Annotated in this window: 22 protein-coding genes and 1 pseudogene; 10 read left to right on the top strand and 13 right to left on the bottom strand. The window is 59.7% G+C overall.

Features of this window, described 5'->3' with window-relative positions; genetic code table 11:
- Nucleotides 1-16: 16 nt before the first annotated feature.
- The 5 genes from L6D82_RS06005 (at nucleotide 17) to L6D82_RS06025 (ending at nucleotide 3,492) form a co-directional block, all read left to right on the top strand.
- Complete coding sequence (locus L6D82_RS06005) at nucleotides 17-238, top strand: hypothetical protein (RefSeq protein WP_007959706.1); 222 nt, start codon at nucleotides 17-19, stop codon at nucleotides 236-238.
- Between the two features lie 56 nt (nucleotides 239-294).
- Nucleotides 295-627, top strand: coding sequence for an MliC family protein (locus L6D82_RS06010; protein WP_011336325.1), 333 nt, complete (start codon nucleotides 295-297; stop codon nucleotides 625-627).
- Nucleotides 628-752: 125 nt separating this feature from the next.
- The gene (gene fba, locus L6D82_RS06015; RefSeq protein ID WP_007959708.1) at nucleotides 753-1,817 is read left to right on the top strand and encodes a class II fructose-bisphosphate aldolase; all 1,065 of its coding nucleotides are present in this window, start codon (nucleotides 753-755) and stop codon (nucleotides 1,815-1,817) included.
- 159 nt (nucleotides 1,818-1,976) lie between these two features.
- Nucleotides 1,977-2,228 (top strand): helix-turn-helix transcriptional regulator, encoded by a 252-nt coding sequence (locus L6D82_RS06020; RefSeq protein WP_085746662.1) that lies wholly within the window; start codon nucleotides 1,977-1,979, stop codon nucleotides 2,226-2,228.
- The gene (locus tag L6D82_RS06025) at nucleotides 2,221-3,492 is read left to right on the top strand and encodes a type II toxin-antitoxin system HipA family toxin (RefSeq protein ID WP_236188356.1); all 1,272 of its coding nucleotides are present in this window, start codon (nucleotides 2,221-2,223) and stop codon (nucleotides 3,490-3,492) included. Before L6D82_RS06020 ends, L6D82_RS06025 begins: the two co-directional genes overlap by 8 nt.
- A gap of 117 nt (nucleotides 3,493-3,609) precedes the next feature.
- Here the strand turns inward: L6D82_RS06025 and L6D82_RS06030 are convergent, their stop codons facing one another.
- Nucleotides 3,610-4,434, bottom strand: coding sequence for a hypothetical protein (locus L6D82_RS06030; RefSeq protein WP_236188358.1), 825 nt, complete (start codon nucleotides 4,432-4,434; stop codon nucleotides 3,610-3,612).
- A gap of 258 nt (nucleotides 4,435-4,692) precedes the next feature.
- Here L6D82_RS06030 and L6D82_RS28660 point away from each other — a divergent pair.
- Nucleotides 4,693-4,785, top strand: a pseudogene (locus L6D82_RS28660) (class II fructose-bisphosphate aldolase); the annotation flags it as partial.
- 83 nt (nucleotides 4,786-4,868) lie between these two features.
- Here the strand turns inward: L6D82_RS28660 and L6D82_RS06035 are convergent.
- Nucleotides 4,869-5,228 (bottom strand): DUF6124 family protein, encoded by a 360-nt coding sequence (locus L6D82_RS06035; protein WP_236188361.1) that lies wholly within the window; start codon nucleotides 5,226-5,228, stop codon nucleotides 4,869-4,871.
- A gap of 364 nt (nucleotides 5,229-5,592) precedes the next feature.
- A complete protein-coding gene (locus L6D82_RS06040; RefSeq protein WP_011336318.1) occupies nucleotides 5,593-6,261 on the bottom strand; it encodes a polysaccharide lyase family 7 protein in 669 nt (222 codons plus the stop codon).
- 351 nt (nucleotides 6,262-6,612) lie between these two features.
- On the opposite strand from L6D82_RS06040, the gene L6D82_RS06045 reads away from it, so the two are divergent.
- The 3 genes from L6D82_RS06045 to L6D82_RS06055 are packed head-to-tail and all read left to right on the top strand — an operon-like array spanning nucleotide 6,613 to nucleotide 9,590.
- Nucleotides 6,613-8,736: a putative bifunctional diguanylate cyclase/phosphodiesterase gene (locus L6D82_RS06045; RefSeq protein ID WP_085746658.1), complete on the top strand. Its 2,124-nt coding sequence runs from the start codon at nucleotides 6,613-6,615 to the stop codon at nucleotides 8,734-8,736.
- Between the two features lie 41 nt (nucleotides 8,737-8,777).
- A complete protein-coding gene (locus tag L6D82_RS06050) occupies nucleotides 8,778-9,269 on the top strand; it encodes a M48 metallopeptidase family protein (protein ID WP_007959720.1) in 492 nt (163 codons plus the stop codon).
- Between the two features lie 24 nt (nucleotides 9,270-9,293).
- A complete protein-coding gene (locus tag L6D82_RS06055) occupies nucleotides 9,294-9,590 on the top strand; it encodes a winged helix-turn-helix domain-containing protein (protein ID WP_007894945.1) in 297 nt (98 codons plus the stop codon).
- Nucleotides 9,591-9,799: 209 nt separating this feature from the next.
- Here L6D82_RS06055 and L6D82_RS06060 read toward each other — a convergent pair whose 3' ends face one another.
- A complete protein-coding gene (locus L6D82_RS06060; RefSeq protein ID WP_064599990.1) occupies nucleotides 9,800-10,252 on the bottom strand; it encodes a GNAT family N-acetyltransferase in 453 nt (150 codons plus the stop codon).
- A 256-nt stretch (nucleotides 10,253-10,508) separates the two neighbouring features.
- Here L6D82_RS06060 and L6D82_RS06065 point away from each other — a divergent pair, with 256 nt between their 5' ends.
- Nucleotides 10,509-11,246 carry a substrate-binding periplasmic protein gene (locus L6D82_RS06065; protein ID WP_085746655.1) on the top strand — a complete coding sequence of 246 codons (738 nt, stop codon included), beginning with the start codon at nucleotides 10,509-10,511 and terminating at the stop codon, nucleotides 11,244-11,246.
- Nucleotides 11,247-11,252: 6 nt separating this feature from the next.
- Here L6D82_RS06065 and yccS read toward each other — a convergent pair whose 3' ends face one another.
- The 9 genes from yccS to betI form a co-directional block, all read right to left on the bottom strand.
- Nucleotides 11,253-13,436, bottom strand: coding sequence for a YccS family putative transporter (gene yccS / locus L6D82_RS06070; protein WP_007959728.1), 2,184 nt, complete (start codon nucleotides 13,434-13,436; stop codon nucleotides 11,253-11,255).
- A gap of 265 nt (nucleotides 13,437-13,701) precedes the next feature.
- Nucleotides 13,702-14,880: a BaiN/RdsA family NAD(P)/FAD-dependent oxidoreductase gene (locus L6D82_RS06075; RefSeq protein ID WP_007959730.1), complete on the bottom strand. Its 1,179-nt coding sequence runs from the start codon at nucleotides 14,878-14,880 to the stop codon at nucleotides 13,702-13,704.
- A gap of 148 nt (nucleotides 14,881-15,028) precedes the next feature.
- A complete protein-coding gene (gene dbpA, locus L6D82_RS06080; RefSeq protein ID WP_007959732.1) occupies nucleotides 15,029-16,414 on the bottom strand; it encodes an ATP-dependent RNA helicase DbpA in 1,386 nt (461 codons plus the stop codon).
- A gap of 57 nt (nucleotides 16,415-16,471) precedes the next feature.
- Nucleotides 16,472-17,899 (bottom strand): multidrug transporter subunit MdtD, encoded by a 1,428-nt coding sequence (gene mdtD, locus L6D82_RS06085; RefSeq protein ID WP_236188362.1) that lies wholly within the window; start codon nucleotides 17,897-17,899, stop codon nucleotides 16,472-16,474.
- Nucleotides 17,900-18,007: 108 nt separating this feature from the next.
- On the bottom strand, nucleotides 18,008-19,345 hold the full coding sequence (locus L6D82_RS06090) for a TldD/PmbA family protein (protein WP_236188364.1): 1,338 nt from the start codon (nucleotides 19,343-19,345) through the stop codon (nucleotides 18,008-18,010).
- Complete coding sequence (locus L6D82_RS06095) at nucleotides 19,345-20,787, bottom strand: TldD/PmbA family protein (protein ID WP_236188366.1); 1,443 nt, start codon at nucleotides 20,785-20,787, stop codon at nucleotides 19,345-19,347. Before L6D82_RS06095 ends, L6D82_RS06090 begins: the two co-directional genes overlap by 1 nt.
- 283 nt (nucleotides 20,788-21,070) lie before the next feature.
- Nucleotides 21,071-22,774, bottom strand: a complete 1,704-nt coding sequence (betA, locus tag L6D82_RS06100) for a choline dehydrogenase (protein ID WP_102716751.1) — start codon at nucleotides 22,772-22,774, stop codon at nucleotides 21,071-21,073.
- A 107-nt stretch (nucleotides 22,775-22,881) separates the two neighbouring features.
- On the bottom strand, nucleotides 22,882-24,354 hold the full coding sequence (betB, locus tag L6D82_RS06105) for a betaine-aldehyde dehydrogenase (RefSeq protein ID WP_085746649.1): 1,473 nt from the start codon (nucleotides 24,352-24,354) through the stop codon (nucleotides 22,882-22,884).
- Between the two features lie 108 nt (nucleotides 24,355-24,462).
- A complete protein-coding gene (gene betI / locus L6D82_RS06110; RefSeq protein WP_102716752.1) occupies nucleotides 24,463-25,056 on the bottom strand; it encodes a transcriptional regulator BetI in 594 nt (197 codons plus the stop codon).
- Nucleotides 25,057-25,277: the final 221 nt, after the last annotated feature.

Genomic DNA, 25,277 nt, shown 5'->3' on the forward strand with positions numbered 1-25,277 from the left:
GCAAAGGAGTGTTCAGATGGTCAAGTCGTTAGCGCTGTTGCTGCTGACCGGTACGCTGGCGGCCTGCGGGAGCAACCCGAAGGCCGAGCCGACACCGGCACCCGGCGAGGCCCAGAAAGGCTGCTACCAGGCCGACTGGCAGGCCGAAACCAACCCGGTGCTGAACAAGCGCTCGGGACCGGACGGTCTGGACAAATACGAGACGCAAACCCCGGCCAAGGAACATGGTTGTCCTTGACCGGTCTGACTCTTTACTCAAGTCCGGCGGCGTGCGCTGCCGGTCGAGGAACACGGATGAAAGGCTTGATCGCCGTTGCGGCACTGGGATTGTTGGGTGGTTGCGCGCAGTGGAACCCGTTCCAGTCGTCCGCCCCTGTGGATAACTGGACCACCTGGACCTGCGACAGCCAGGCCAAGGTGCTGTGGCGCTTCACCGATGCCGCCCGCAAGGAAGTCGATGTGCGCCTGGGCGGCGGCGATCAGGTCTATCGCCTGAAAGAAGAGCCGGGCGCCTCGGGCGCGCTGTACAGCGACGACATGCTGGCGTTTCACATCAAAGGTGAGGAGGGCCTGGTTTATTGGGTCGCCACCAATGATCTGATCGGTCGGGGCTGCAAAGCCGAATAAAACAGAATTTGCTTTATCGAATCACCAGGCCGGGCCTCAACCCCCGATCTGCAATCACTTGAATAGCCGCCGCCGCTCCGGCAGGCTGGCACGATTAACGACCCAAACCGGGAGAGACACACACAATGGCACTTATCAGCATGCGCCAGATGCTGGACCACGCAGCCGAGTTCGGCTACGGCGTTCCAGCCTTCAACGTCAACAACCTTGAGCAGATGCGCGCCATCATGGAAGCCGCTGACAAGACTGACTCCCCGGTGATCGTTCAGGCTTCGGCCGGTGCCCGCAAATACGCCGGCGCCCCGTTCCTGCGTCACCTGATCCTGGCGGCGATCGAAGAGTTCCCGCACATCCCGGTGTGCATGCACCAGGACCACGGCACCAGCCCTGATGTCTGCCAGCGCTCGATTCAACTGGGCTTCAGCTCGGTGATGATGGACGGCTCCCTCGGCGAAGACGGCAAGACCCCGACCGACTACGAATACAACGTCCGCGTGACCCAACAAACCGTGGCCATGGCTCACGCCTGCGGCGTTTCGGTTGAAGGCGAGCTGGGCTGCCTGGGTTCGCTGGAAACCGGCATGGCCGGTGAAGAAGACGGCATCGGCGCCGAAGGCGTTCTGGATCACAGCCAGATGCTGACCGACCCGGAAGAAGCCGCTGACTTCGTCAAGAAGACTCAGGTTGATGCCCTGGCCATCGCCATCGGCACCAGCCACGGCGCCTACAAGTTCACCAAGCCACCTACCGGTGACGTGCTGGCGATCGACCGCATCAAGGAAATCCACAAGCGCATCCCGAACACCCACCTGGTGATGCACGGTTCCTCGTCGGTTCCGCAAGAGTGGCTGGCGATCATCAACCAGTACGGCGGCGACATCAAAGAAACCTACGGCGTACCGGTTGAAGAAATCGTCGAAGGCATCAAGCACGGCGTGCGCAAGGTCAACATCGACACCGACCTGCGCCTGGCATCCACCGGCGCCATGCGTCGCCTGATGGCCACCAACCCGAGCGAGTTCGACCCACGTAAATTCTTCGGCGAAACCGTGAAGGCGATGCGTGATGTATGTATCGCTCGTTACGAAGCTTTCGGTACTGCCGGCAACGCTTCGAAGATCAAGCCGATCTCGCTGGAAAGCATGTATCAGCGTTATCTGAAAGGTGAGTTGAACGCCAAGGTCAATTGAGACTGGGTGTTGAGCTGATTTAAAAGAAACCCGCCGTGAGGCGGGTTTTTTTTGCCTGGAGTTTTATCAAGCAGTCGACTGACGTAAGGCGCTTGAAATGTCACCCATAACGGACATAATCGATTCCAGATTATAAAAAGTCCCATATGGGTGACATTTATGCTGCTCCCCAATCCCGCTGTTTTCGGTGAAAGAATTCGGCAATTGCGTCGGGCTAAAGGCTACAGCCAAGCGATATTGGCCCACAGAGCCAAGTGCAGCCGCAAAACGATCATTGACCTTGAGGCCGGGGAGAATGTCGCGCTTTACACCGCGTTCAGGGTGCTGGCAGCGCTGGGCATGGCGCTGGAAATTGTCGATAACCGCATTGACCTCAAATCCCTGGCCGATCTGGTAGAGCACGATGAGTAAAGTCAAAAGGCTCAACGTCACCACGCCGCAAGGCTTCGCTGGTGAGCTGTCCAAGGGATCGCAGTTTTCCTTTGTTTATGAAACCGCCGATGCAACAAGGGAAGTCTCACTGGTCATGCCCTATGACCCGACGCCCTCGGTGAGCAACGTGCTGCATCCGATCTTCGATATGAATGTGCCTGAAGGGTTTCTGGCGGATCAGATCAAGCGCCGGATGGCCAAGCACATGCAAGTCGATGAGATGCGCCTGTTATCGGTCATCGGCGGGAACCAGATCGGACGCCTCACCTACCAGAATCCAATCGAAACTCCGGTATCCGTGCGTGCGCAAGTCGGATTGCAGGAGATTCTGTCTGCCGATGTTTCGCAGGGCGTTTTCGAGTTTCTGGTCGACACCTATTTCGAGTCGGGCATTTCAGGTGTACAGCCCAAAGTGCTGGTTCCGGACCTGGACAAGCTCACCGGCAATCGAAAAACCATGCTCAGCTCCGACCTGATCGTCAAATCAGGCGCGGATGAGTACGCACATCTGGCTCAGAACGAGTTTCTCTGCCTGGAAGCGGCTCGCATCGCCGGACTTGAAACACCGCCGTTCTGGTTGTCCGAAAACGGCGATTTGTTTGTGATGGAGCGTTTTGACCTGACCGAGGCCGGTCGCCTCGGGTTCGAAGACATGGCGGTTCTGTTGGGACTAAACAAGGATCCCCATGACAACTACAAGTATTCGCAGAGCTACGAAACTCTCGCGGCCGTGATTGGCCAGGTCTGTCGGCATGGTGATGCGCTTCGGGAGTTGGAGCGTTTTTTCGCTTCGGTCTGCCTTTCGGTCATGGTTCGAAACGGCGATGCGCATCTGAAGAACTTCGGCGTGATTTATACCCATCCAGAAGCTCTGGAAACTGTGCAATTGGCTCCCGTTTTTGATGTCACCACCACAACGGTCTACGAAAACTACAATCCCAAATCAGGCCGCTCCTTGGTTGATCGCACGTTGGCAATCAAGATGAACAAGGTGAAAACCTACCCGGATCGCCAGCAACTGATCGAGTTTGGTCGCAAGCATTGTTCAGTGGAGAAGCCAGCCTTGATCATCGAGCGTATTGCTGAGGCGATGACTCAAGCGTTGGCGAATCATCAGGGGCGAGTGAATGGCGAGTTATTTGCAGATCTGCAGCGGGAATGGGATGCGGGGCGGGTAGTGGCGTTGAATGACTCCGTCGGCTCAGGAATGAAGCGAAAGCCAGTCGGTACGACGCGTATTTGATACCTGTCGGCTGAGTTAAAACTAAAGTAAAGCGGGAGGGCAGATTTATTTAATCGATCAGCAGATAAATAAATCTGTCCCCTTTGTTTTGCCCTTTGTTTTGTCGCCTTAAGGTTTTTAGCCAATTACTTCAGCGATCAAATCGAATACTGTTTCAATTCCCCAGTCAGTCCAGTCAAAACTCCATCTCGGCGCGGGATCAAGTGTCCAAGTTAGAACGATTGGGTATGCCGGATCCATCCCATATTCTCGAAGCAGTTTCGTGTCGTCGGCTAATGGGAATTTTTTGGCAGCGGGAATCCTTGCTGATGGATGAACGATAGCTGGGCTGTCTGTAGTAACTGCAACCAAGCAATTGGTCATATAAAAAGATTGGATTGTTTTCGAATACAGGTCCTTTGAAATGTGATTGCTTGTTGTAAAGTTTGAATAAAAAATTTTGTCGATGGCTCTAAATAACCTCGGGGTTCCGGTGGGGTCACCGGCATCTGAAGTAATTCCGATATCGATAGAGCCTTTGTAATAGGCAAGGACGAGTTTCGCAATTTCATCTATTGTATAGTTGTTCATGTCCAACTTAGCTTGGCAATGAATGGCTAGGTTTGGGTGGAGGACGCTGTATATGTCAAAAGTTTCGAAGGCCGTGCTGCCGTCGAATCCATAAGATCTTCCTGTCATAAGGTTTTCGAACGCTGCATAGCTAATTATATGTCCGTTGATGCTCACCCAGAAAATACTAATATCTGGTCGGGTTTCTATCCAGCCTAAGTCTGGTAGATTTGGATCGATCGGATTTCTAATCTGTTGCGGTGTGTGTGTTGGCTGAATATCGGAGTGTACAATTTCAGTCACGAAATATGGCCTGGCGCCATACTGATTAATTATATAGCTGTAGTCCATGACGTACTCGCCAGATGAACTAAACCATGCCCAGGTTTTCATTGTCTACACCTCTGTTGATTTAACTTGTGAATTAAATTGTCAGGAATCTGTGTGAGAATGTGAACTGTCATAATTGACAGTTTTTTATATTTTTCTAGTCGAGTTGGATTGATTTTTTAGAAAAAAAGAAATAAGCAGAAAAGGATGCAACTAAGGTGATGCCCAATAGCCGGTCTCAAGTCAAGGTTAAAAGCCACCGCGCCCTGCAGTTTTTTACTGAAAAATGGAGACGGATTTATTTTTTGATTTATTTGTTGTACTGCCGGCAACGCTTCGAAGATCAAGCCGATCTCGCTGGAAAGCATGTATCAGTGTTATCTGAAGGGTGAGTTGAACGCCAAGGTCAATTGAGACTGGGTGTTTAGCTGAGTTGAAAGAAACCCGCCGTGAGGCGGGTTTTTTTTGAGCCGATTTTGTCGGATGAACGAGGGTTCCTAGTTCGGCTCGACGTGATCCAGCGCCTGATTCACCGCCAGTTCTCCAAGCATTACCAACTGCGCAATGCCTATCGCGGTTTTGCGGTCGGCGGGGGCGAGGGTGGCGGCGAAGTTGTTGAGCATTTCGCTGGCGGAGCCGAGGGTTTCGCTGGCATTGGCCAGCAGGGATTCAGTGTTGTCGGCGGGGTTGGCGAAGTACATGCGGTCGGGTTCGTTGACCGTGGCCATGATGCGGGCGCCGGGGCAGAGGTAGTGGTCGAGGGCGCGCTCGGCGGCTTCGTTGAGTTTTTTGGGGTCGATGGAATCGTAGGGAGAGGCCGGGTCTGTGACCGGCGGATGAGGCGTAGATTTAATCATTTGCTCGAAACCTGAATGGAGTGCCCCCGCTCTGGCTACTAATCAAAGTGGAGGCAACTGTACGCAGGTTAGTAGACCGGGGTTTCGAGCAAGCCGGCGCACCCGAAGATGCCCTGCGCACAGTCGCCATCAGGTGCAGGAATCGAAATTCCTGACTGACAGATGCTTATGCACAAGCTCGAACCCTCGGGCTACTAAACCCGATCACTGCGAATCAGTGACCCGAATCAAGTTACCGATGGCCCTCCAGGCGCACAAGCCGGCGGATTCTGGCGTAGTGGTAGGCAGCGACGCAAGCCGTTGTAGGCTTCGGGACGTTACGCGCACTGCCTTTAAACAGCAGCCTTAAACGAACGCATCGCGGCTATTTATCGTGATCAATATCCAGCTTGCTGAACGTCACCTGCCCACCCTCACTGGTGTACCCGGTGTTGTCCTGCACATACACCCCCGCCTTGAAATACAGCGGTTTGTTGCGCCATGTCGCGCTGATCTGCGAATCCCACTGATACCCGGCCGCACTCACGCCCAATGCGCCGCCAGGGCTCAGGTGAATGAGGTAGTTGAACTCGCGATTGAGTTTGATCCCGGTGGCGAGGGTGATGACGCGGCTTTCGTCCTGATCCGGATGGGTGCGCAGCTTGATCACCAGGTTGCCGGTCTCGGTTTTTTCTTTGTATTGGTATTCAAGCTTGAGCATCGGCTTCTGGCTTTCATAGGCGTGGATCTGGCCGATGACGATCTTGCCGGAGCTGGGCACCTTGTTGACCGAAAGGGTCGCGCGCAGCAGGTTGTCGGCGTCGGGGTAATACCAGTTGCGCAATGTTCCGTTGCTGTAGGTCTCACGCAGTTCGGTGCGGGGATAAATGGCGTTTTCGGTTTTCGAACCGGTCACCGGGGACCAGAAGAACAGGGTGCCGGTGTCGGAATGGAAGTACTGATCCTTGAAGCCGTTCACCAGTTTGGAGGTTTCGACGGTGTAGGGCGGGCTGCCAACGGGAACGCTGAGGTTCCAGGTTGCGAGGTCGATCATGTCGGTTCTTCCACTCTGTTGCTGTTGCACGCGCGTGCCAGAAGCTCTAGCCCGCGCCTCTTGGGGGCGGCCTTTATAAGCGTAGAGGGATTTTTTGTTAACGGCCGTCTGGCGGATGATTGGCGTCAACATCCTGTCGAAGTGCCATCTTTCCCGGTATTCGGGGGCTTCAGCGGTGACCGTTAGTCGGCTGCCCGCCGGTTTGTTTAAATGATGGCTGGATGACAGCTATTGCTTTTACAGATCCCGGACTAGAGTGAAGACTCGGTGACTGTATGGTTTTCACGAGAAGCCGCCCGGAACACTGACCCGAGATGCCCCGACACGAGTTGTCCCGACAAGAGAAGCAGCATGGAATGCGCGCAACCCCAGCCAGGTGAAGGCAGCTCAGTCCTTTTGATCGTTGATGATTACCCTGAAAACCTGATCAGCATGCGCGCGTTGCTGCAGCGCCAGGACTGGCAGGTATTGACCGCCGCTTCCGGTTACGAAGCCCTCAACCTGTTGCTCGAACACGACATCGACCTGGTGCTGCTGGATGTGCAGATGCCGGGCATGGACGGTTTCGAAGTCGCGCGGCTGATGCGCGGCAGCCAGCGCACGCGCCTGACCCCGATCATTTTCCTCACTGCCAACGAGCAGTCCCAGGACGCCGTGATCAAGGGTTATGCCAGCGGTGCGGTGGATTACCTGTTCAAACCGTTCGATCCGCAGATTCTCAAGCCGAAAGTCCAGGCGTTGCTCGAGCACCAGCGCAATCGCCGGGCCTTGCAGCGTTTGAGTCAGGATCTGGAATCGGCGCGGGCCTTCAATGCCTCGGTGCTGGATAACGCGGCCGAAGGCATTCTGGTGTTGGGCGAGGATGGTTTGATCCGCTTTGCCAACCCGGCGATTTCCCGGTTGCTCAATGCGCCGGTGAAGGAGCTGGAAGGGCAGGAGTTTCTCGATTATCTGCAGAAACCGCACATTCCGCTGTGGGCCGATTCCGAGTTTTACGCCGGGTACAAACGTGGCGAGACGCTGCGTCTACACGATGCGTCGCTGCGCACCGCACCGGGGCAGCAGGTGCCAGTGGCCTTGTCCTGCGCGCCGCTGCCGAGTGAACAACATGCGATGGTGGTGACGGTGCTGGACATGTCGGTGGTGCGTCATCTGCATCAGCAGCTGGAATTTCAGGCTGTCACCGACCCGCTGACCGGGCTGCTCAATCGCCGGGGTTTTTACCAGACTGTGGAAAACCTGCTGTTGCGCGGCGAGCGCACGGATAGCAGTTGGGTGTTGATGTATCTCGATCTCGACGGTTTCAAGAGGGTCAATGATTCCCTCGGCCATGATGCCGGGGACCGGGTGTTGCGCTGGGTCTCCGAACAATTGAAAGCGTGCCTGCGGCCATTCGACATTCTGGCGCGGATGGGCGGCGATGAATTCACCGCGCTGCTGGATCTGGAATTCCCCGAACAAGCGGCGAAGATTGCTGAAAAACTCATCGAGCGGGTGTCGATCTGTCAGCAGATCGAAGGCCTCGATATTGCTCTGGGCGCGAGTATCGGCATTGCCACCTACCCCGACTGCGGCAACAACCTCGACGGTCTGCTGCGCGCCTCGGACATCGCCATGTACGAGGCCAAGCGTGCCGGGCGTCAGCAATATCGTTTCTACGATCATGAAATGAACGGCCGTGCGCGGTCGCGGCTGATGCTGGAAGAAAGCGTGCGTAATGCCATCGAGAACCGCGATTTCAATCTGGTGTATCAGCCGCAGGTGGCCATTGGCGATGGTCGCGTTCGTGGTTTCGAGGCGTTGCTGCGCTGGCAGCACCCGAGCGTCGGCGATGTGCCGCCGGGGTTGTTCCTGCCGTTGCTGGAGGAGGCGACGCTGATCAGCCGGCTCGGCAGCTGGATCTATCATCGCAGCGCCGGGCAGCGTAAGGCTTGGGAGTCCGAGTTCTCCAGGGATCTGGTGATCGGCGTGAGCCTGAGCAACACCCAGTTCGGCCTGCCGAATCTGGTCACTGAATTGCGCCAAGTGCTGGAGCGCCATGGTTTGCAGCCACACCAGATGGAAGTGGAAGTCACCGAAGAAGCGCTGACGATCAACCCGGACGAGACCCGCAAGCAGCTGAAGCTGCTGCGCAATCTCGGGGTGCGGGTGGCGCTGGACGATTTCGGTTCCGGGGCCTGCTCGCTGGCGCATTTGCGCGATCTGGAACTGGATACCCTCAAACTCGATCGCCACCTGATTGCCCGATTGCCGGACTCGTCCCGCGACGCTTCGCTGGTGCGCACGGTCATCGACTTATGCAAGGAATACGGCTTGCTGGTGATTGCCGAAGGCGTGGAAACCGTCGAGCAATACCAGTGGCTGCAAGCCCATGGTTGCGAGTACGTGCAAGGCTTCCTGGTGGCGCGGCCGTTGGTCGCCGAGGACACCGCACGCTTTACCGAGCCGTTCGACTGGAGCGCGTTAGCCGGTTGAATTCGCTACACTGGCGGCCTTTTCATGACCCGTGCCGCCCCATGACTGCGTTGAAATACCTCCAGGCCTATCCCGCGAATCTGCAGGATCAGGTGCGCCAATTGATCGCCGACAACCGCCTCGGTGATTACCTGAGCCAACGCTATCCGGGCCGCCACGATGTGCAGAGCGACAAGGCGTTGTACGGCTACGCGCTGGACTTGAAGCAGGAATACCTGCGCAACGCCCCGGCCATCGACAAGGTCCTGTTCGACAACCGTCTCGATCTGACCCACCGCGCCCTCGGCCTGCACACCACGGTGTCGCGGGTGCAGGGCGGCAAGCTCAAGGCCAAGAAAGAGATCCGCATCGCCTCGCTGTTCAAGGACGCCGCGCCGGAGTTTCTGAAGATGATCGTCGTGCACGAGCTGGCGCACTTCAAGGAGTCGGATCACAACAAGGCGTTCTATAAGTTATGTGAGCACATGCTGCCGGGCTACCACCAGGTCGAGTTCGACCTGCGGGTGTACCTGACGTGGCGCGACATGCAATAAGACATCAAACAACGGAGCGCATGCATGGACGTAAGCAAGACCAAGAGCAGTTTTTACCGGCGCTTGTACGTGGCGTACCTGATCGACAGCGGCCTGGCGAGCAGCGTGCCGGCGCTGACCGAAGTCACTGGCATGCCCCGGCGCACGGCGCAGGACACGATTGCGGCGCTGGCGGATCTGGATATTGTCTGCGAGTTCGAACAGGAAGAGGGCGCGCGCAATCATGCGGGGCGCTATCGGATTCGTGAGTGGGGGGCGATTGATCGGGGGTGGATCGAGCGGAATTTGCGGCAGATCAAGGCTGTTCTCGAATATCCCTGAGTTTGGGTGTTCGCCTTTAGATTGTTGCCCTCACCCCAGCCCTCTCCCGGAGGGAGAGGGAGCTGACCGAGGTGTCTTGCGTCATACATCGACCTGATCAAGTGTGGCGATTATGGATTCAACAACGCTCGTTCAGGTCGTTGTATCTCCCGAATATTCCCCAATCAGTCCCCTCTCCCTCCGGGAGAGGGTTAGGGTGAGGGGGCTTTTCAGGAACGCCGCATCCCGATGTGCGGAATGTCATCCTCCAGATATTCCTCACCCGCCACCACAAACCCATACCGCCCGTAATACCCCTGCAAATGCGCCTGGGCCGACAGATAGATCGGCACTTCAGGCCAACGCTTCTGCGCCTGTTTCAGCGCCTGTTCCATCATTTCATGCCCCAGTCCTTTGCCACGCCCGGCCGGCGCGGTCAGCACGCGGCCGATCACCACGTCGCCACCCTGGGATTCCGGATCCAGCAGGCGCAGGTACGCCACCAGCTGATCATCGTCCCAGCCCATCAGATGGCAGGTGTCACCGTCCAGATCCTGACCGTCCGGATCCAGGTAAGCGCAGCGCTGTTCGACCACGAACACTTCCGAGCGCAATTTCAAAATGGCGTACAGCTGCTCCAGTCCCAGATCGCTGTGATGTTTGCAGACCCACTCGATTGTCATCTTCCGATTCCTTGAACTACGTCGCCCGATACTAAGCGCAGCGCCGAAATATGTCTGTATGGCTGAGAAATCTGTGACAAAGGCCAAAATGCCATCATTCCAATATCGCGGCCCGCCGTACTTTGTGTAATCTGCTGGGAAGCGCTGTGCAATGGCTTCAATGAGCTAAGGTTAGGGCCTGGGATTCGCCGGTAAGGGGCCTTGGGGTTTTGACTGAAAACACGCCGGGCGGCCCGCCCGCTAAGGATTTTCAAGCATGCCGCGATTGCATCGAGCCTTTGCTTTGATCGGATTGCTGTTGCTGGGTCAAAGCGCGGCAGCGGAGAAATTGCGTCTGGTGTTCGACGTCTGGCCGCCCTTTACCGATGACACACTGGTCAACGGTGGGCTGGCGACCGACATCGTCAGCACGGCCCTGGCCCGTGCCGGTTATGCCAGCGGTTATGAGCAGGTGCCGTGGGCGCGGGCGTTGATGGGGGTTGGCGAAGGACGTTACGACGTGCTGGTCAACGCCTGGTACAACGACGAGCGCACGAAGATCGGGCAGTTTTCCGCTGAGTACCTGCTCAATCGCGTGCGCTTCCTCAAGCGCAAAGACGCGCCCATCGAATACAACAACCTGCAGGAACTGCACACCTATCCGGTTGCGGTCGTGCGCGGCTACGCCTATTCGGCGCCGTTCGATGCCGACACCGCGTTGCAGAAAGTCCCTGTGCATAACTTCGCCATGGCCGTGCGCATGCTGGCGGCGGACCGGGTCAAGCTGACTCTGGAAGACGAATACGTCGCCCGCTATTACCTGGCCCGGGAATCACCGAAAGTCCGCAACGCGGTGGAGTTTCTGCCCAAGCCACTGAGCGAGAACAGCCTGCATATTCTGGTCAGCCTGAAGAACCCGCAGCACGAACAGATCGTGGCCGGGTTCGACAAGGCGATTGCATCGATGAAGGCCGATGGCAGCTATGACAAGCTGCTCAGGCAGCATGGAATGTGAGGCGGCTCAGTCTTCGGCTGTGTCTTTGATCAGATGCGCCGCGAGCGTGCGCAACGGCCCGAGTTGACGGCAGATCAACGCCAGTTGCGTCTGCACCAGCCGCTGGCCTTCGTCGATTTCGTCCGGCATCTGCTCCAGCTCATTGGCCAGCGCTTCTTCCTCATCGCTCTGAATCGCAATCGGCTGTTTGCTCGCCAGCCCCTGGGCGATTTCATCGATGCTCGCCGCCAGACTCACGCCGGCGCCGTCGATCAGGTGTTCGCGCACCTCGGCCGGCAGCTGGGTTTCCCGGTGCGCGCCAAGCCCTGACAGATAGCTGAGCAAGGTGTGCGACAGCACCAGGAAGCGAAAGCCCACGTCGGCTTCCTTCCGGAAATGCCCCGGCTCCATCAGCATGTTCGCCAGCGTCGTGGAGAGTGCCGCGTCAGCGTTGTGCGCGTTGCGCCGGGCCAGGCGATAGGCGAGGTCGTCGCTCTTGCCGGCGGCGTATTGCTGCATGATCTGGCGCAGGTAAATGCTGTTGCAGGTGAGGGTGTTGGCCAGCACTTTGTTCAGGCGTCGGCCCTGCCAGTCCGGCAGGAACAGGAACACCGCCAGCCCGGCAATCAGGCTGCCGAGCAAGGTATCGAACAGCCTCGGCACAAACAGCCCGTAGCCGTCACCGACCTGGTTGAAGCAGAACAGCACCATGATCGTGATCGCGGCGGTCGCCACGGTGTAGCGGGTGGTGCGGTTGGTAAAGAACACCACGCCGGCGGCGATGGCGAAGCACGACTGCACCAGCGGATTCGGGAACAGATCGAACAGCGCCCAGGCAATCGTCAGGCCGATCGCCGTGCCGAAAATCCGCTGACCGAGTTTGCGCCGGGTGGCGCCGTAGTTCGGCTGGCAGACGAACAGCGTGGTGAGGATGATCCAGTAACCCTGCGACGGGTGAATCAGGTGCACCATGCCGTAGCCGATGCTCAACGCCAGCGGCAAACGCAGGGCGTGACGGAACAGCAGCGAGGTCGGCGTCAGCTGCGTGCGCAGACGAATCCACACGTCCTTGAAGTTGCGCGGCGAGCGGTCGAGCAGGCTGCTGTCGGTGGCATCGGCCAGGGCGTCAGGGTTGCTGGCGTCACTGAGCAAACGGTCGAGGGTGCCGAGGTTGGCCGCCAGTGCGCGCAATGAACGCAGCAGCCCGCGCCAGGCCGGGTTGCTCTGGATGCGCAGGTGTTCGAGGGAGGCGTGCAGGTCGCTCAGGGCTTCGGCGAAACTCGCGTCGTAGATGAACGGCTGACGCATCTGGATCGATTCGGCCAGCGCCCGACAGGCCTTGCCTTGCTGGCGCAGCAGGCGCTGGCAGCGGAACAAGACATCGCTGTGGAAAAACGCATCGGCCAGGGCGTTGTAGGGGTAGTGGGAAGAACTGGCGCGTTCGTGGATGTCTTGCGCCAGGAAGTACAGCTTCAGGTAACGGCTGACTTTCGAGCCCGGGCGACCGTTGCCGACCCGGTGCAGGATGATTTCCTTGGCGCTGTTCAGGGCTGCGACGACCCGGCCGTTTTGCTGGGCCAGTTCCAGTCGCCGTGCTTCGACGTCCATCTGACGGATCGGCTCGAACAGCGAGGATTTCAGCTTCAGGTAATAGCCGAGTTCGCGGAACAGCCGCGCCAGACTCTGCTGCACCGGCTGATTGGAAAACATCGCCTGCCACAGCACCGACAGCAGGCCGTACCACGCGGCACCGGCCACCAGCAGCATCGGCTCATGCCAGAAATCCGTGACCGCGCCACCGCGCTGATCCACGCCGATCATGGTGTAGACGGAAAGAATCAGGGTCGCCGAAGCAATCGCGCCATACCGTTCGCCCAGCGCACCGAGCATGGTCAGGCCGAAACTGGCCAGTGCCAGGGCGATGACGAACACGATGGGGTAGGGGAATAACAATTCCACCGACAGCGCCGCGACGCTGAAACACACCAGCGTCACCGCCAGTGCGTTGAGGCGGCCCTGCCAACTGTCGTCGGTCTCGGCCAGGGCGCTGGCGATGATCCCGAGGAACAGCGGGATCAGCAGCCCCATTTCATCCTGATACCAGCACAGCGCCATGCTGCCGGTCAGGGCGATGAACACCCGCACGCTGTAGCTGAATTTATCCAGCGCCCACAGGCGCCGCAAAGACTGACGAAACGAGGTCGAGGACATGAAGTGCGAAGGCCTTCCGAGGCGATGCCGCTAAATTGAGCCAGTAATGACGCCGACGCAATGGCGCCGATCACATCTGACAGCAAAAAGTGTTCCTTTGGGTTCCTGCGCCGACTTCAAATTTTGAATCTTGCACACAAACCTGTGGGAGCTGGCTTGCCAGCGATGAGGCCAGTACACCCAACATCATTGCTGACTGTCAGGCCGCCATCGCTGGCAAGCCAGCTCCCACAGGGATTGCATTTCAAATCTAAAAAAACCTGGGTCAGACGTACTGCGCGGCAGCGTAACCAGAGGCCCACGCCCACTGGAAGTTGAATCCGCCCAGATGCCCGGTGACATCCAGCACTTCGCCGACGAAGTAGAGGCCCGGGCTTTTCAGCGATTCCATGGTCTTGGACGAGACTTCTCGGGTGTCGACGCCGCCCAGCGTCACTTCGGCCGTGCGGTAGCCTTCGGTGCCGGCCGGGACGACTTTCCAGCTGCCGAGCTTTTCGGCGATGTCCGCCAGTTCGGCGTGGGTGTACTGCTTCATCGGTTTGGAGACGAACCAGTTGTCCGCCAGCAGGTTGGCCATCTTCTTGGTGAAGATTTCGCCGAGCAGGGTTTTCAGTTCGCTGTTCGGACGTTCGGCGGTTTGCTGTTGCAGCCAGCTCGCGGCGTCGTGATCCGGCAGCAGGTTGATCTCGACCGTGTCGCCCGGCTCCCAGAACGAGGAAATCTGCAGAATCGCCGGGCCACTGAGGCCGCGGTGAGTGAACAGGATGTTCTCGCGAAAACTCTGGTCGTTGCAGCTGACCAGACAATCCACCGAGGTGCCGGACAGTTCGGTGCACAGCTCCTTGAGCTGATCGGTGATGGTGAACGGCACCAACCCGGCGCGTGTTGGCAGCAGGTCGTGGCCGAACTGCTTGGCGACTTGATAACCGAAACCGGTCGCGCCGAGGGTCGGGATCGACAGACCGCCGGTGGCGATCACCAGCGACTGGCACTGGATCTGGCCGAGAGTCGTGTCGAGCAGGTAACCGCCCTCGACCTTCTCGATGGTCTGGATCGACGTGTCGAGGTGCAGGTTGACGCCGACCTGATCGCACTCGTCCAGCAGCATGCCGAGGATGTCGCTGGATTTGTTATCGCAGAACAGTTGGCCGAGCTTTTTCTCGTGGTACGGCACGCCGTGCTTGGCGACCATGCCGATGAAGTCCCACTGGGTGTAGCGGGCCAGCGCGGATTTGCAGAAGTGCGCATTCTGCGAGAGAAAATTGCTCGGTTCGGTGTACATGTTGGTGAAGTTGCAGCGCCCACCGCCGGACATCAGGATTTTCTTGCCGGCCTTGTTCGCGTGGTCGAGCAGCATCACCTGACGCCCGCGCCCGGCGGCGGTCAGTGCACACATCAACCCTGCGGCGCCAGCGCCAATGATCACGACTTCGGTAGAGCGCAAAACGGTGTCCTCACACAATCATCACGTAGATCGTTCCCACGCTCTGCGTGGGAATGCCGCCATGGACGCTCTGCGTCCGCTTTTGAATCGTGACGCGGAGCGTCACAGGATGCATTCCCACGCAGAGCGTGGGAACGATCAAGCGTTCTTACAAAACGCGAACGCGCAGCGAACGGCCCTTGATCTTGCCGTTGTTCAAGCGCTGCAGTGCCTGCATGACCACGGTGCGCTCGACGGCCACATACGATTGGAAGTCGAAGATCGCGATCTTGCCGACCTGGGCGCCCGGAATGCCGGCTTCACCGGTCAGTGCGCCCAGAATGTCGCCCGGACGTACCTTGTCCTTGCGCCCGCCAGCGATGCACAGCGTGCTCATCGGCGGTTGCAGCGGGGCACCGCCCTGGGACTTGAGGTTGTCCACCTGATCCCAGTTCAGCGGGGTTTTCTGCAGTTGCTCGATGGCTTGCGCGCGGTGCGCTTCGGACGGCGCAACGAGGCTGACCGCGATGCCTTTCTCGCCGGCACGACCGGTGCGGCCGACGCGGTGAATGTGGATTTCCGAGTCGCGGGCCAGTTCGACGTTGATCACCATGTCCAGTGCATCGATGTCCAGACCACGGGCGGCAACGTCGGTGGCAACCAGTACCGAAGTACTGCGGTTGGCGAACATCGCCAACACCTGATCGCGGTCACGCTGCTCCAGATCGCCGTGCAGGCCGACGGCGGAAATGCCTTTGGAGGTCAGGTGATCGACGGTTTCCTGAACCTGCTGCTTGGTGAAGCAGAACGCCACGGTGGAGGCCGGACGGAAGTGATGCAGGACCTTGGTCACCGCGCTCATGCGCTCTTCCGGGGAAATCTCGTAGAAGCGCTGTTCGATCTGAGTGTCGTCGTGGAACGCTTCGGCTTTCACCGTTTGCGGATCGCGCATGAACTTCGACGCCAGTTGCTTGATGCCCACCGGATAAGTAGCGGAGAACAGCAGGGTCTGACGGCGGGCCGGGGTCTGCTCGATGATGTCTTCGATGGCGTCGTAGAAACCCATGTCGAGCATGCGATCGGCTTCGTCGAGGATCAGCGTGTTCAGGCCGTCGAGGACCAGCGAACCCTTGCGCAGGTGCTGCTGAATGCGGCCCGGGGTGCCGACGATGATGTGCGCGCCGTGCTCCAGCGAGCCGATCTGCGGGCCGAAGGACACGCCGCCGCACAGGGTCAGGACCTTGATGTTGTCTTCGGCACGGGCCAGACGACGGATTTCCTTGGCAACCTGGTCAGCCAGCTCACGGGTCGGGCAAATCACCAGCGCCTGGCAACCGAAGTAGCGCGGATTGATCGGGTTCAGCAGGCCGATGCCGAACGCGGCGGTCTTGCCGCTGCCGGTCTTGGCCTGGGCGATCAGGTCCATCCCCTTGAGGATCACCGGCAAGCTCTGCGCCTGGATCGGCGTCATCTGGGCATAACCGAGGGAGTCGAGGTTAGCCAGCATGGCGGCGGACAGCGGCAAAGTATTAAAAGCGGTGGCGATGGTGGTCACGGGACTGGCCTGCAAAACAAAATGTCGCGCAGTGTACCAGCCCGGTGGCCAATAGCCCTAAGACTCGATGTGCTCTTCCGGACGTCTGACTCGCCGTCCGTCATTCTTTGAAAGTTGAGAAAAAATGGTTGCGGCCAACATGGCCATGATCCCAACAGTCACGAACGTGAGCTGAAACGCGCCCAACACGGTCTCAACGCCGTCATTGCCGATCTCCGCCGTAAAGCCACCGAGCAGCGCACCGGCGCACGCCACGCCAAGGCTCAGCGACAACTGCGCCACCACCGACAGCAAACTGTTGCCGCTGCTGGCGCTGGCGTCGTCGAGATCGATCAGGGTCACGGTGTTCATCGCGGTGAATTGCAGCGAGTTGATCGCCCCGAGAACCGCCAGCAGGCACAGCAGCAGCCAGTATGGCGTCTGCTCGCTGACCAGGCCCATGCTCGCCAGCATGATCCCTAGAAACAGGGTGTTGCCGGTCAGCACGATGCGATAGCCCAGACGCTCGATCAGTGGCCGCGCGCCCCACTTGGCGACCATCGCGGCTGCGGCCAGCGGCAGCATGCTCATCCCGGCCTGGGACGGCGAATACCCCAGCGCCACTTGCAGCAGCAGCGGCACCAGAAACGGCAGGGCGCCGCTGCCCAGACGGGCGAACAGGTTGCCGAGAATGCCGACCGCGAAGGTGCGGGTCTTGAACAGTGACGGCGCGAACAGCGGGTTTTCAATGTGCCCGGCGCGCAGCCAGTACGCCGCCAGACATGCCATGCCGCCGAACAGCAACAGCATCACCCGCAGGTGCGGCAGGTGCAGTTCGCCGAGGCCTTCCATGGCGATAGTGATCAGCACCATCGCCGCGCCGAACAGCAGGAAACCCAGGCTATCGAAACGCGTGCGCTCGGTGCCGCGCAGGTCGGGGATGAATTTCCACACCGCGTAGCAACCGATGACGCCGACCGGCAGGTTGATCAGGAAGATCCAGTGCCACGTCAGGTATTCCACCATCCAGCCGCCCATGGTCGGGCCGATCAGCGGGCCGAGCAGGCCGGGAATGGTGATGAAACCCATGATCCGCACCAGTTCCGAGCGCGGGTAGGCGCGCAGCACCACCAAACGCCCGACCGGCAGCATCAGCGCACCGCCGAGGCCCTGGATCACGCGCGCGCCGATCAGCATGCTCAGGCTGCTCGACAAGGCACAGAGCAGCGAGCCAAGGCTGAACAGCAGGATCGCACCGAAGAAGATTTTCTTGGTGCCGAAGCGGTCGGCGATCCAGCCTGAGGCGGGAATCAGCAGGGCCACGGTGAGCATGTAGGCGATGATCACGCCCTGCATGCGCAGCGGGTCTTCGGCCAGATCCCTGGCCATGGCCGGCAGGGCGGTGTTGAGGATGGTCCCGTCGAGGGACTGCATGAAGAAAGCGATGGCGACGACCCATGGCAACCAGCGGGCGGTGATGGCGTCGAGAGGCGGGCGGTTGGGCATGGAACCTCTGGTGATGGGCGCAGTAAATCCGGGGTGACTTCATCGCGAGCAGGCTCGTTTCCACATGGACTGCGCGAACCTGTGGGAGCGAGCCTGCTCGCGATGCTTTTACAAGGTCAAGGTCAATCGGCTCACCAATGCCCCCGGCAGCAATGCCGACGAGGTATTGCGCTGGCTGTAAGTGCTCGCCGACAGCAGCAATTCCCGTTCGGCGGTCAACGCTTCCAGATGCGAACCCAGCAGGCTGTAGGCACTGTCGTCGAAACGCATGGTGCTGACCGGTGCCTGAATCTCGCCGTTCTCGACCCAGAACGTGGCAAACCGAGTCATGCCGGTAAGGCGTGCCGCCGGTTGATCGGAGAAGTTCAGGTACCACAGATTGCTGATGTACAACCCGGTGCCCAACTGCTTGAGGATCTCGGCCTGGGACAAGTCGCCGGCGGCCATGTTCAGCGCGCTCGGCGATTCGCCACCGCCGGCACCGTTGGCCGTCAGACCGTACTCGGCGGCACTGCGCGAACCCACCAACTGATCACCCGCTTTGCCTTCGATGATCAACCGCAGATCGCTGCGCGGGTAACCTTCGCCGGAGAACGCCGGGCTCAGCGAGCCGCTGACTTTCTCGTCGAGGGACACCAGCGGACTGAATGCCTGATCGCCGGCATACAGCTTCTGCAGCGGGCTGCTTTTGCTGGCAATCGACTGCGCCGAGAAACCGCCCCAGCACAGCATGCCCATGATTTCTTCCAGGGCTGCGGGCGCCAGATAGGCGCGGTATTGGCCGGGCGGCAAGGTGCGCAGCGGTCGACCGAGAAACTCGAGTTGTTCGCGGGCCTGCTGGATGCGTTTGGCGAAGTCTTCGCTGTTCCAGTCATGCCCGGCGTAGCTGGCCTTCACCGCTTCGCCGTTCTCGTGGAACAGGCTGAAGTCGAAGTTGAAGCTGTTGGCCTGATGCCAGCCGAACGCACCGGAAGAACTGGCAAAACCACGGCTGATCGGGCCGGCAGCGTAGAAGCCGACCAGATCCAGTCCTTTGGCCGCCTGGGCGATTTCAGCGACAACCTGCTCGGTGTCCGGCAGCGGATGCTCCTGCACGTTCTTGCTCTGCCAGCCGTTGTGGTTGAGCAACAAGTACGGATCCTGCGGCAGCAGCGGCAGGGTTTCGCGCAGTTGCTGCAGGCCTTCAGCGAGACGTTGCAGGTCGGTGGCCTGCTCACCGGACAGGGTGATGTGCAGGTCCGCATGGCGACCGTCGTCGATCAGTTTCAGACCGATACCGGCTTGTTGCACTTGCCCGGCCTGACGCACCTTGGCGTGGTTGAAACGGACGAAGGCCGACGATTCGGCGTCGTAACTCAGGGTGAACTGTTCCGGCTCGCGCACCGCATCGCGCAGCCAGTTGACCAGCACCTTGAACGCCTCGGACGGGTTCTTGGAAATACTCATCAGGCGTCTCCCCCAAACACATCAACATTGCTGAACACGCAGGCCGGCGACGCATGGCCGACGCGGATCACCTGGTTCGGTTCGCCCTTGCCGCAGTTCGGCGTGCCCAGCACCTGAGTGGTGCCGGCGTTGCCGACGGCGCGCAGACTCTTCCAGAAGTGCGCGGAAATGCCCCGGTAGTTCGGGTTTTTCACCACGCCCTTGAGTTCGCCGTTTTCGATCAACTGGCCCCATTCGCAGCCGAACTGGAATTTGTTGCGGGCATCGTCGATCGACCATGAGCGGTTGGTGCTCATCAGAATGCCGTTTTCGATGCCGCCGATCAGTTGCTCCAGCGGCTGGTCGCCCGGCTCGATGTTGAGGTTGGCCATGCGGTCGATCGGTGGGCGGTTCCAGCCACAGGCGCGGCTGTTGGCGACGCCGTCCAGCCCCGCGCGGAACTGCGACAGTGCACCGCCCAACGGACGGACCAGCAGGCCTTCGTGAATCAAAAATTGCTTGCTGGCCTTGGAACCGTCGTCATCGTGACCGTAACTCGCCAGTTCTTCGGGAATGCCCGGATCGAACGTCACGTTGAGCAGTTTCGAACCGTATTGCAGGCTGCCGAAATCCGAGGCTTTGACGAAGCTGGTGCCGGCGTAATTGCGCTCGTCGCCGAGGATCCGGTCGAGCTCCAGCGGGTGACCGATGGACTCGTGGATCTGCAACATCATCTGGTCGGGCATCAGCAGCAAATCACGCGGGCCTTGCGGGGTGTTCGGTGCGAGCAGCAGTTGCAGCGCCTGATCGGCGACTTGCGGGCCAGCACCGATCAAACCGCAGCGGCTGATCACGTCGGCGCCGCCCTGCTGGCCGAAGTTCTCGCGGCCGAGGCTGCGGGTCTGGCTGTCGTTGCCGTCGTAGGCGGTGACGCTCAGGCCCGGATAGACGAAACGCTGGGCCTGGCGCAATTCAGCGCCGGCGCTGCTCAGGTAGATCTGTTCGACGTAGGCGATGCCGATGCTCACTTCCCAGTTCACCAGGCGCTCATCCTTTGGCACCGAGGCGGATTCCGCGCCGAGCAGCTCGAAGCATTCGCTCAGGGACGGGAAGGGTTGTTCGAGATTGGGTGAAAAGTAGTCGGCGCGGTCGCTGGACACCGGCTGCTGGCTCAGGTCGAGCAGGGCGTGGGGCTTGATCCGCCGGGCCTGCTGCTCGGCGCGCTCGAGGGCGGCTTGCAGGCCTTGTTGCGACAGGTCATTGGTCGCGGCGTAGGCTTCGACGCCGTTGACCCGGACGGTGAGCATCGCGCCTTCGTCGCGGCTCAGGCTCGGCGGCTCGGCGACATTCTTGCGCACCGACAGGTACTGGCCGGACTCGCGCACATACCGCAAGGAAAAAAACTCGGCGCCCGTGCGCAAGGCAGCGAAGCGCTGCTTGAGCTGGGGGTGGAAATCGAACATCAGGGAAACCTCCTTGTTATGGGAGAAACGGCGAAGCGGATTCGGCGGGGAGGGGTGAAACGATTGGGCGAGGACTAGAGTAGGCCTGCGTGGGGTGTAGGATCAAGTGAAGAGGGGGTGTCGGAGGATTTACTGTGAAGCAGGAGAATTTGCGGTGAATTGCATGGCCTCATCGCGGGCAAGCCCGCTCCCACAGGTTTTTTGGTGGTCACAGAATCTGTGAACGACGCAAAACCTGTGGGAGCTGGCTTGCCAGCGATTAGCCGTGACGCGGTATTACGGTTTACTGAGCAACAGCACTCACATCACGCAGTGCCTTGCCTTTCACCGGCGCATCGCCAGCGACGTAGTAAGGTGCGTTGCTGCGCGGCAGCGGCTGGCGGCCACGGATCTTGTCGGCGATTTTCTCGGCGATCATGATCGTCGGCGCGTTCAGGTTGCCGGTGGTGATGATCGGCATGATCGAGGCATCGACCACACGCAGTCCCTGCATGCCATGCACACGGCCTTCGCCATCCACTACCGCCATGTCGTCGGTGCCCATCTTGCACGAGCAGGACGGGTGGAACGCGGTTTCGGCGTGCTCGCGGATGAACTTGTCCAGCTGCTCATCGGTTTGCACTTCGATGCCCGGGCTGATTTCACGGCCACGGAAAGCGTCCAGTGCAGGCTGTTGCATGATTTCACGGGTCAGGCGGATGCCGTCGCGGAATTCCTGCCAGTCCTGCTCGGTGGCCATGTAGTTGAACAGGATGCTCGGGTGCTGGCGCGGATCCTTGGATTTGACCTGGATGCGACCGCGGCTCGGCGAACGCATGGAACCCATGTGCGCCTGGAAGCCGTGCTCTTTCACACCGTTGCTGCCGTTGTAGTTAATCGCGACCGGCAGGAAGTGGTACTGAATGTTCGGCCATTCGAACTCTTCGCGAGTACGGATGAAACCGCCGGCTTCGAACTGGTTGCTGGCGCCGATGCCGGTGCCGTTGAACAGCCACTCGGCACCGATGGCCGGCTGGTTGTACCAGAGCAGCGACGGGTACAGCGAGACCGGTTGGGTGCAAGCGTATTGCAGGTACAGCTCGAGGTGATCCTGCAGGTTTTCACCGACGCCCGGCAGATCGTGAACGACCGGAATGTCGAGGCTTTCCAGCAGTTTTGCCGGGCCGACGCCGGAGCGTTGCAGCAGTTGCGGCGAAGCGATCGCGCCGGAGCAGACGATGACTTCTTTACGGGCGCGGGCTTCAACGCGTTCTTCAGCGGCGCCGACCAGGTAACGCACGCCAACGGCACGCTTGCCTTCGAACAGAACCTTGTCGGTCAGGGCGTGGGTGACGATGGTCAGGGTCGAACGCTTCTTGGCCACGTCCAGGTAGCCACGGGCGGTGGAAGCACGACGGCCGTTCGGCGTCACGGTGCGGTCCATCGGGCCGAAGCCTTCCTGCTGGTAGCCGTTCAGGTCTTCGGTGCGCGGGTAACCGGCTTGCACGCCAGCTTCAACCATGGCGTGGAACAGCGGGTTGTTGCCCGCTTTCGGCGTGGTCACGCTGACCGGTCCGTCGCCACCGTGGTAGTCGTTCGGGCCGATGTCGCGGGTTTCCGCTTTACGGAAATACGGCAGGCAATCGAGGTAGGACCAGTCTTCCAGGCCTGGCAGTTTCGCCCAGCCGTCGTAGTCCATTGCGTTGCCGCGGATGTAGCACATGCCGTTGATCAGCGAGGAACCGCCGAGGCCTTTGCCGCGACCGCATTCCATCCGGCGACCGTCCATGTGTGGCTCAGGATCGGTTTCGTACGCCCAGTTGTAGCGACGGCCTTGCAGCGGGAATGCCAGGGCTGCCGGCATCTGCGTGCGGAAATCGAGACGGTAGTCCGGGCCACCGGCTTCGAGCAGCAGGACGGTGACGCCTTCGTCTTCAGTCAGACGGGTCGCCAGGGTGTTACCGGCAGAGCCGGCACCGACGATGATGTAATCGAATTCTTGGGACATTGAATGCACCCTCTTTGAAGTTGGTCAGGTCAGACAGCCAGCGCTTCCCTTGTGGGAGCGGGCTTGCCCGCGAAGGCGGCTTCGCGGGCAGCACACGATGGCGGGTCTTAGAACACCGAGACGTAATCGCCCAGCTCGACCTGTACCGATTTGATGCGAGTGAAGTTGTTCAGCGAGCTGATGCCGTTCTCACGGCCGACGCCCGACTGCTTGTAACCGCCAACCGGCATTTTTGCGTCGGACTCGCCCCAGGCGTTGATCCAGCAGATACCGGCTTCCAGTTGATGAATCACGCGGTGGGCGCGGTTCAGGTCGCGGGTGACGATACCGGCGGCCAGGCCGAAGTCGGTGTCGTTGGCGCGACGGATCACTTCTTCTTCGGTTTCGTAGGTCAGGATCGCCATTACCGGGCCGAAGATTTCTTCACGGACGATGGTCATGTCGTCGGTGCAGTCGGTGAACACGGTCGGAGCCACGAACGCGCCCTTGGCGAATTCGCCGTCGGTCAAACGTTCGCCACCGCACAGAACGCGGGCGCCTTCTTCTTTACCTTTGGCGATGTAGCCCAGCACGCTTTCCATGTGCGGGAAGCTGACCAGCGGGCCGAAGTTGGTGTTTTCGTCTTCCGGGTTGCCAACGCGGATGCGCGCAACGCGCTCGACGATCTTGGCTTCGAAAGCGGCTTTCAGGTGGCTCGGCACGAACACGCGAGTGCCGTTGGTGCAGACCTGACCGGAGCTGTAGAAGTTGGCCATCATGGCGGTGTCGGCGGCGCGATCCAGGTCGGCGTCGTCGCAGATGATCAGCGGGGACTTGCCGCCCAGTTCCATGGTCACGTCTTTGAGCGACGAAGCCGAAGCGCTGGCCATGACTTTCTTGCCGGTGTCGGTGCCGCCGGTGAAGGAGATCTTCTCGATGCGCGGGTGCTCGGTCAGCCAGGTGCCGACTTCACGGCCGCTGCCGGTCAGCACGTTGAACACGCCGTTCGGAACGCCGGCTTCGGTGTAGATTTCGGCCAGTTTCAGGGTGGTCAGCGAGGTGACTTCGCTTGGCTTGAAGATCATCGCGTTACCGGCCGCCAGGGCTGGAGCGGATTTCCACAGAGCGATCTGAATCGGGTAGTTCCACGCGCCGATACCGGCGACAACGCCCAGCGGCTCGCGACGGGTGTAGACGAAGGAAGTGTCACGCAGCGGGATCTGCTCGCCTTCGATGGCGGGCACCAGGCCTGCGTAGTATTCCAGCACGTCGGCGCCGGTGACGATGTCGACGTACTTGGTTTCGGAGAAGGCTTTACCGGTGTCCAGGGTTTCCAGGGCAGCCAGTTCATCGTTGCGCTCGCGCAGGATGTCGACGGCGCGACGCAGGATGCGCGAACGCTCCATGGCGGTCATCGCGGCCCAGATTTTCTGGCCCTTTTCGGCGCTGACCACAGCACGCTCGACGTCTTCCTTGGTCGCACGTTGCACTTGTGCGAGGACTTCACCGTTAGCCGGGTTGATGGCTTCGAAGGTGGCATCGCTGCCGGCGTCGGAGTACGCGCCATCGATGTAGAGTTTTTGCAGTTCGAAACGGGCCATAGTGTCCTCGCAAGTGCATTAGTGGTTGGCGTTGGTCACCGGGTGAGCCATGTAGCTGTGGCATCACTGGTCAGTGACAGTTCAGGGGCCGAGCGTTTTCTCTGTGCTCTAGCTCACCTGCTTGGCCAATTGGAAATCCATGTATTCGTAAGCGATCTGTTGCGCCTGCGCAGTGTCGAAAGCGTCTCCCGACAGCGCGCCGCGCAACCACAAACCGTCGATCAGAGCTGCCAGTCCACGGGCGGCGGTGCGCGCATCTTCGAGCGGCAACACACGGCGGAACTCGCAGCACAGGTTGGAATACAGACGGTGATCGTTGATCCGCTGCAACCTGTGCAAAGACGGCTGGTGCATGCTGGTGGCCCAGAAGGCCAGCCAGGTTTTCATTGCCGGACCATTGACCTGGCTGGCGTCGAAGTTTCCTTCGATGATCACCTGCAGATGCGCCCGGGGGCTGTTGTCTGCCAGCGCCTGACGGCGCGCGGTGACGCTCTCGCTGAGGGCGGTCATCAGATACCGCATCGTGGCGGCGATCAGGCCATTCTTGTCCTGAAAATAGTGACTGATGATGCCATTCGAGACACCGGCCAAACGGGCGATCAGCGCAATGCTGGCGTCCCCCATTCCGACCTGATCAACCGCCTGCAAAGTGGCTTCGATCAGTTGTTGGCGGCGGATGGGTTGCATACCGACCTTGGGCATCTTGCACATCTCCTTAGGCCTTCCGACGGGCGAATGACGCCTATCGGATTGAGGGCCAGTCTATTTTGTTTTGATTGAACGTTCAATCAACAAAGAATAAGATCTGCGACAAATCGTCGCTGCCTACAGATTTTTCCTACGTGTAAGTGGCGATAAAACCGACATCCGAAAAGGCTCGAAACCTGCGCGGGGCAAGGCGCGGTTCGATGTTCGATGGACGT

Source organism: Pseudomonas paraglycinae (genome assembly GCF_021601625.1).
GTDB lineage: Bacteria > Pseudomonadota > Gammaproteobacteria > Pseudomonadales > Pseudomonadaceae > Aquipseudomonas > Aquipseudomonas paraglycinae.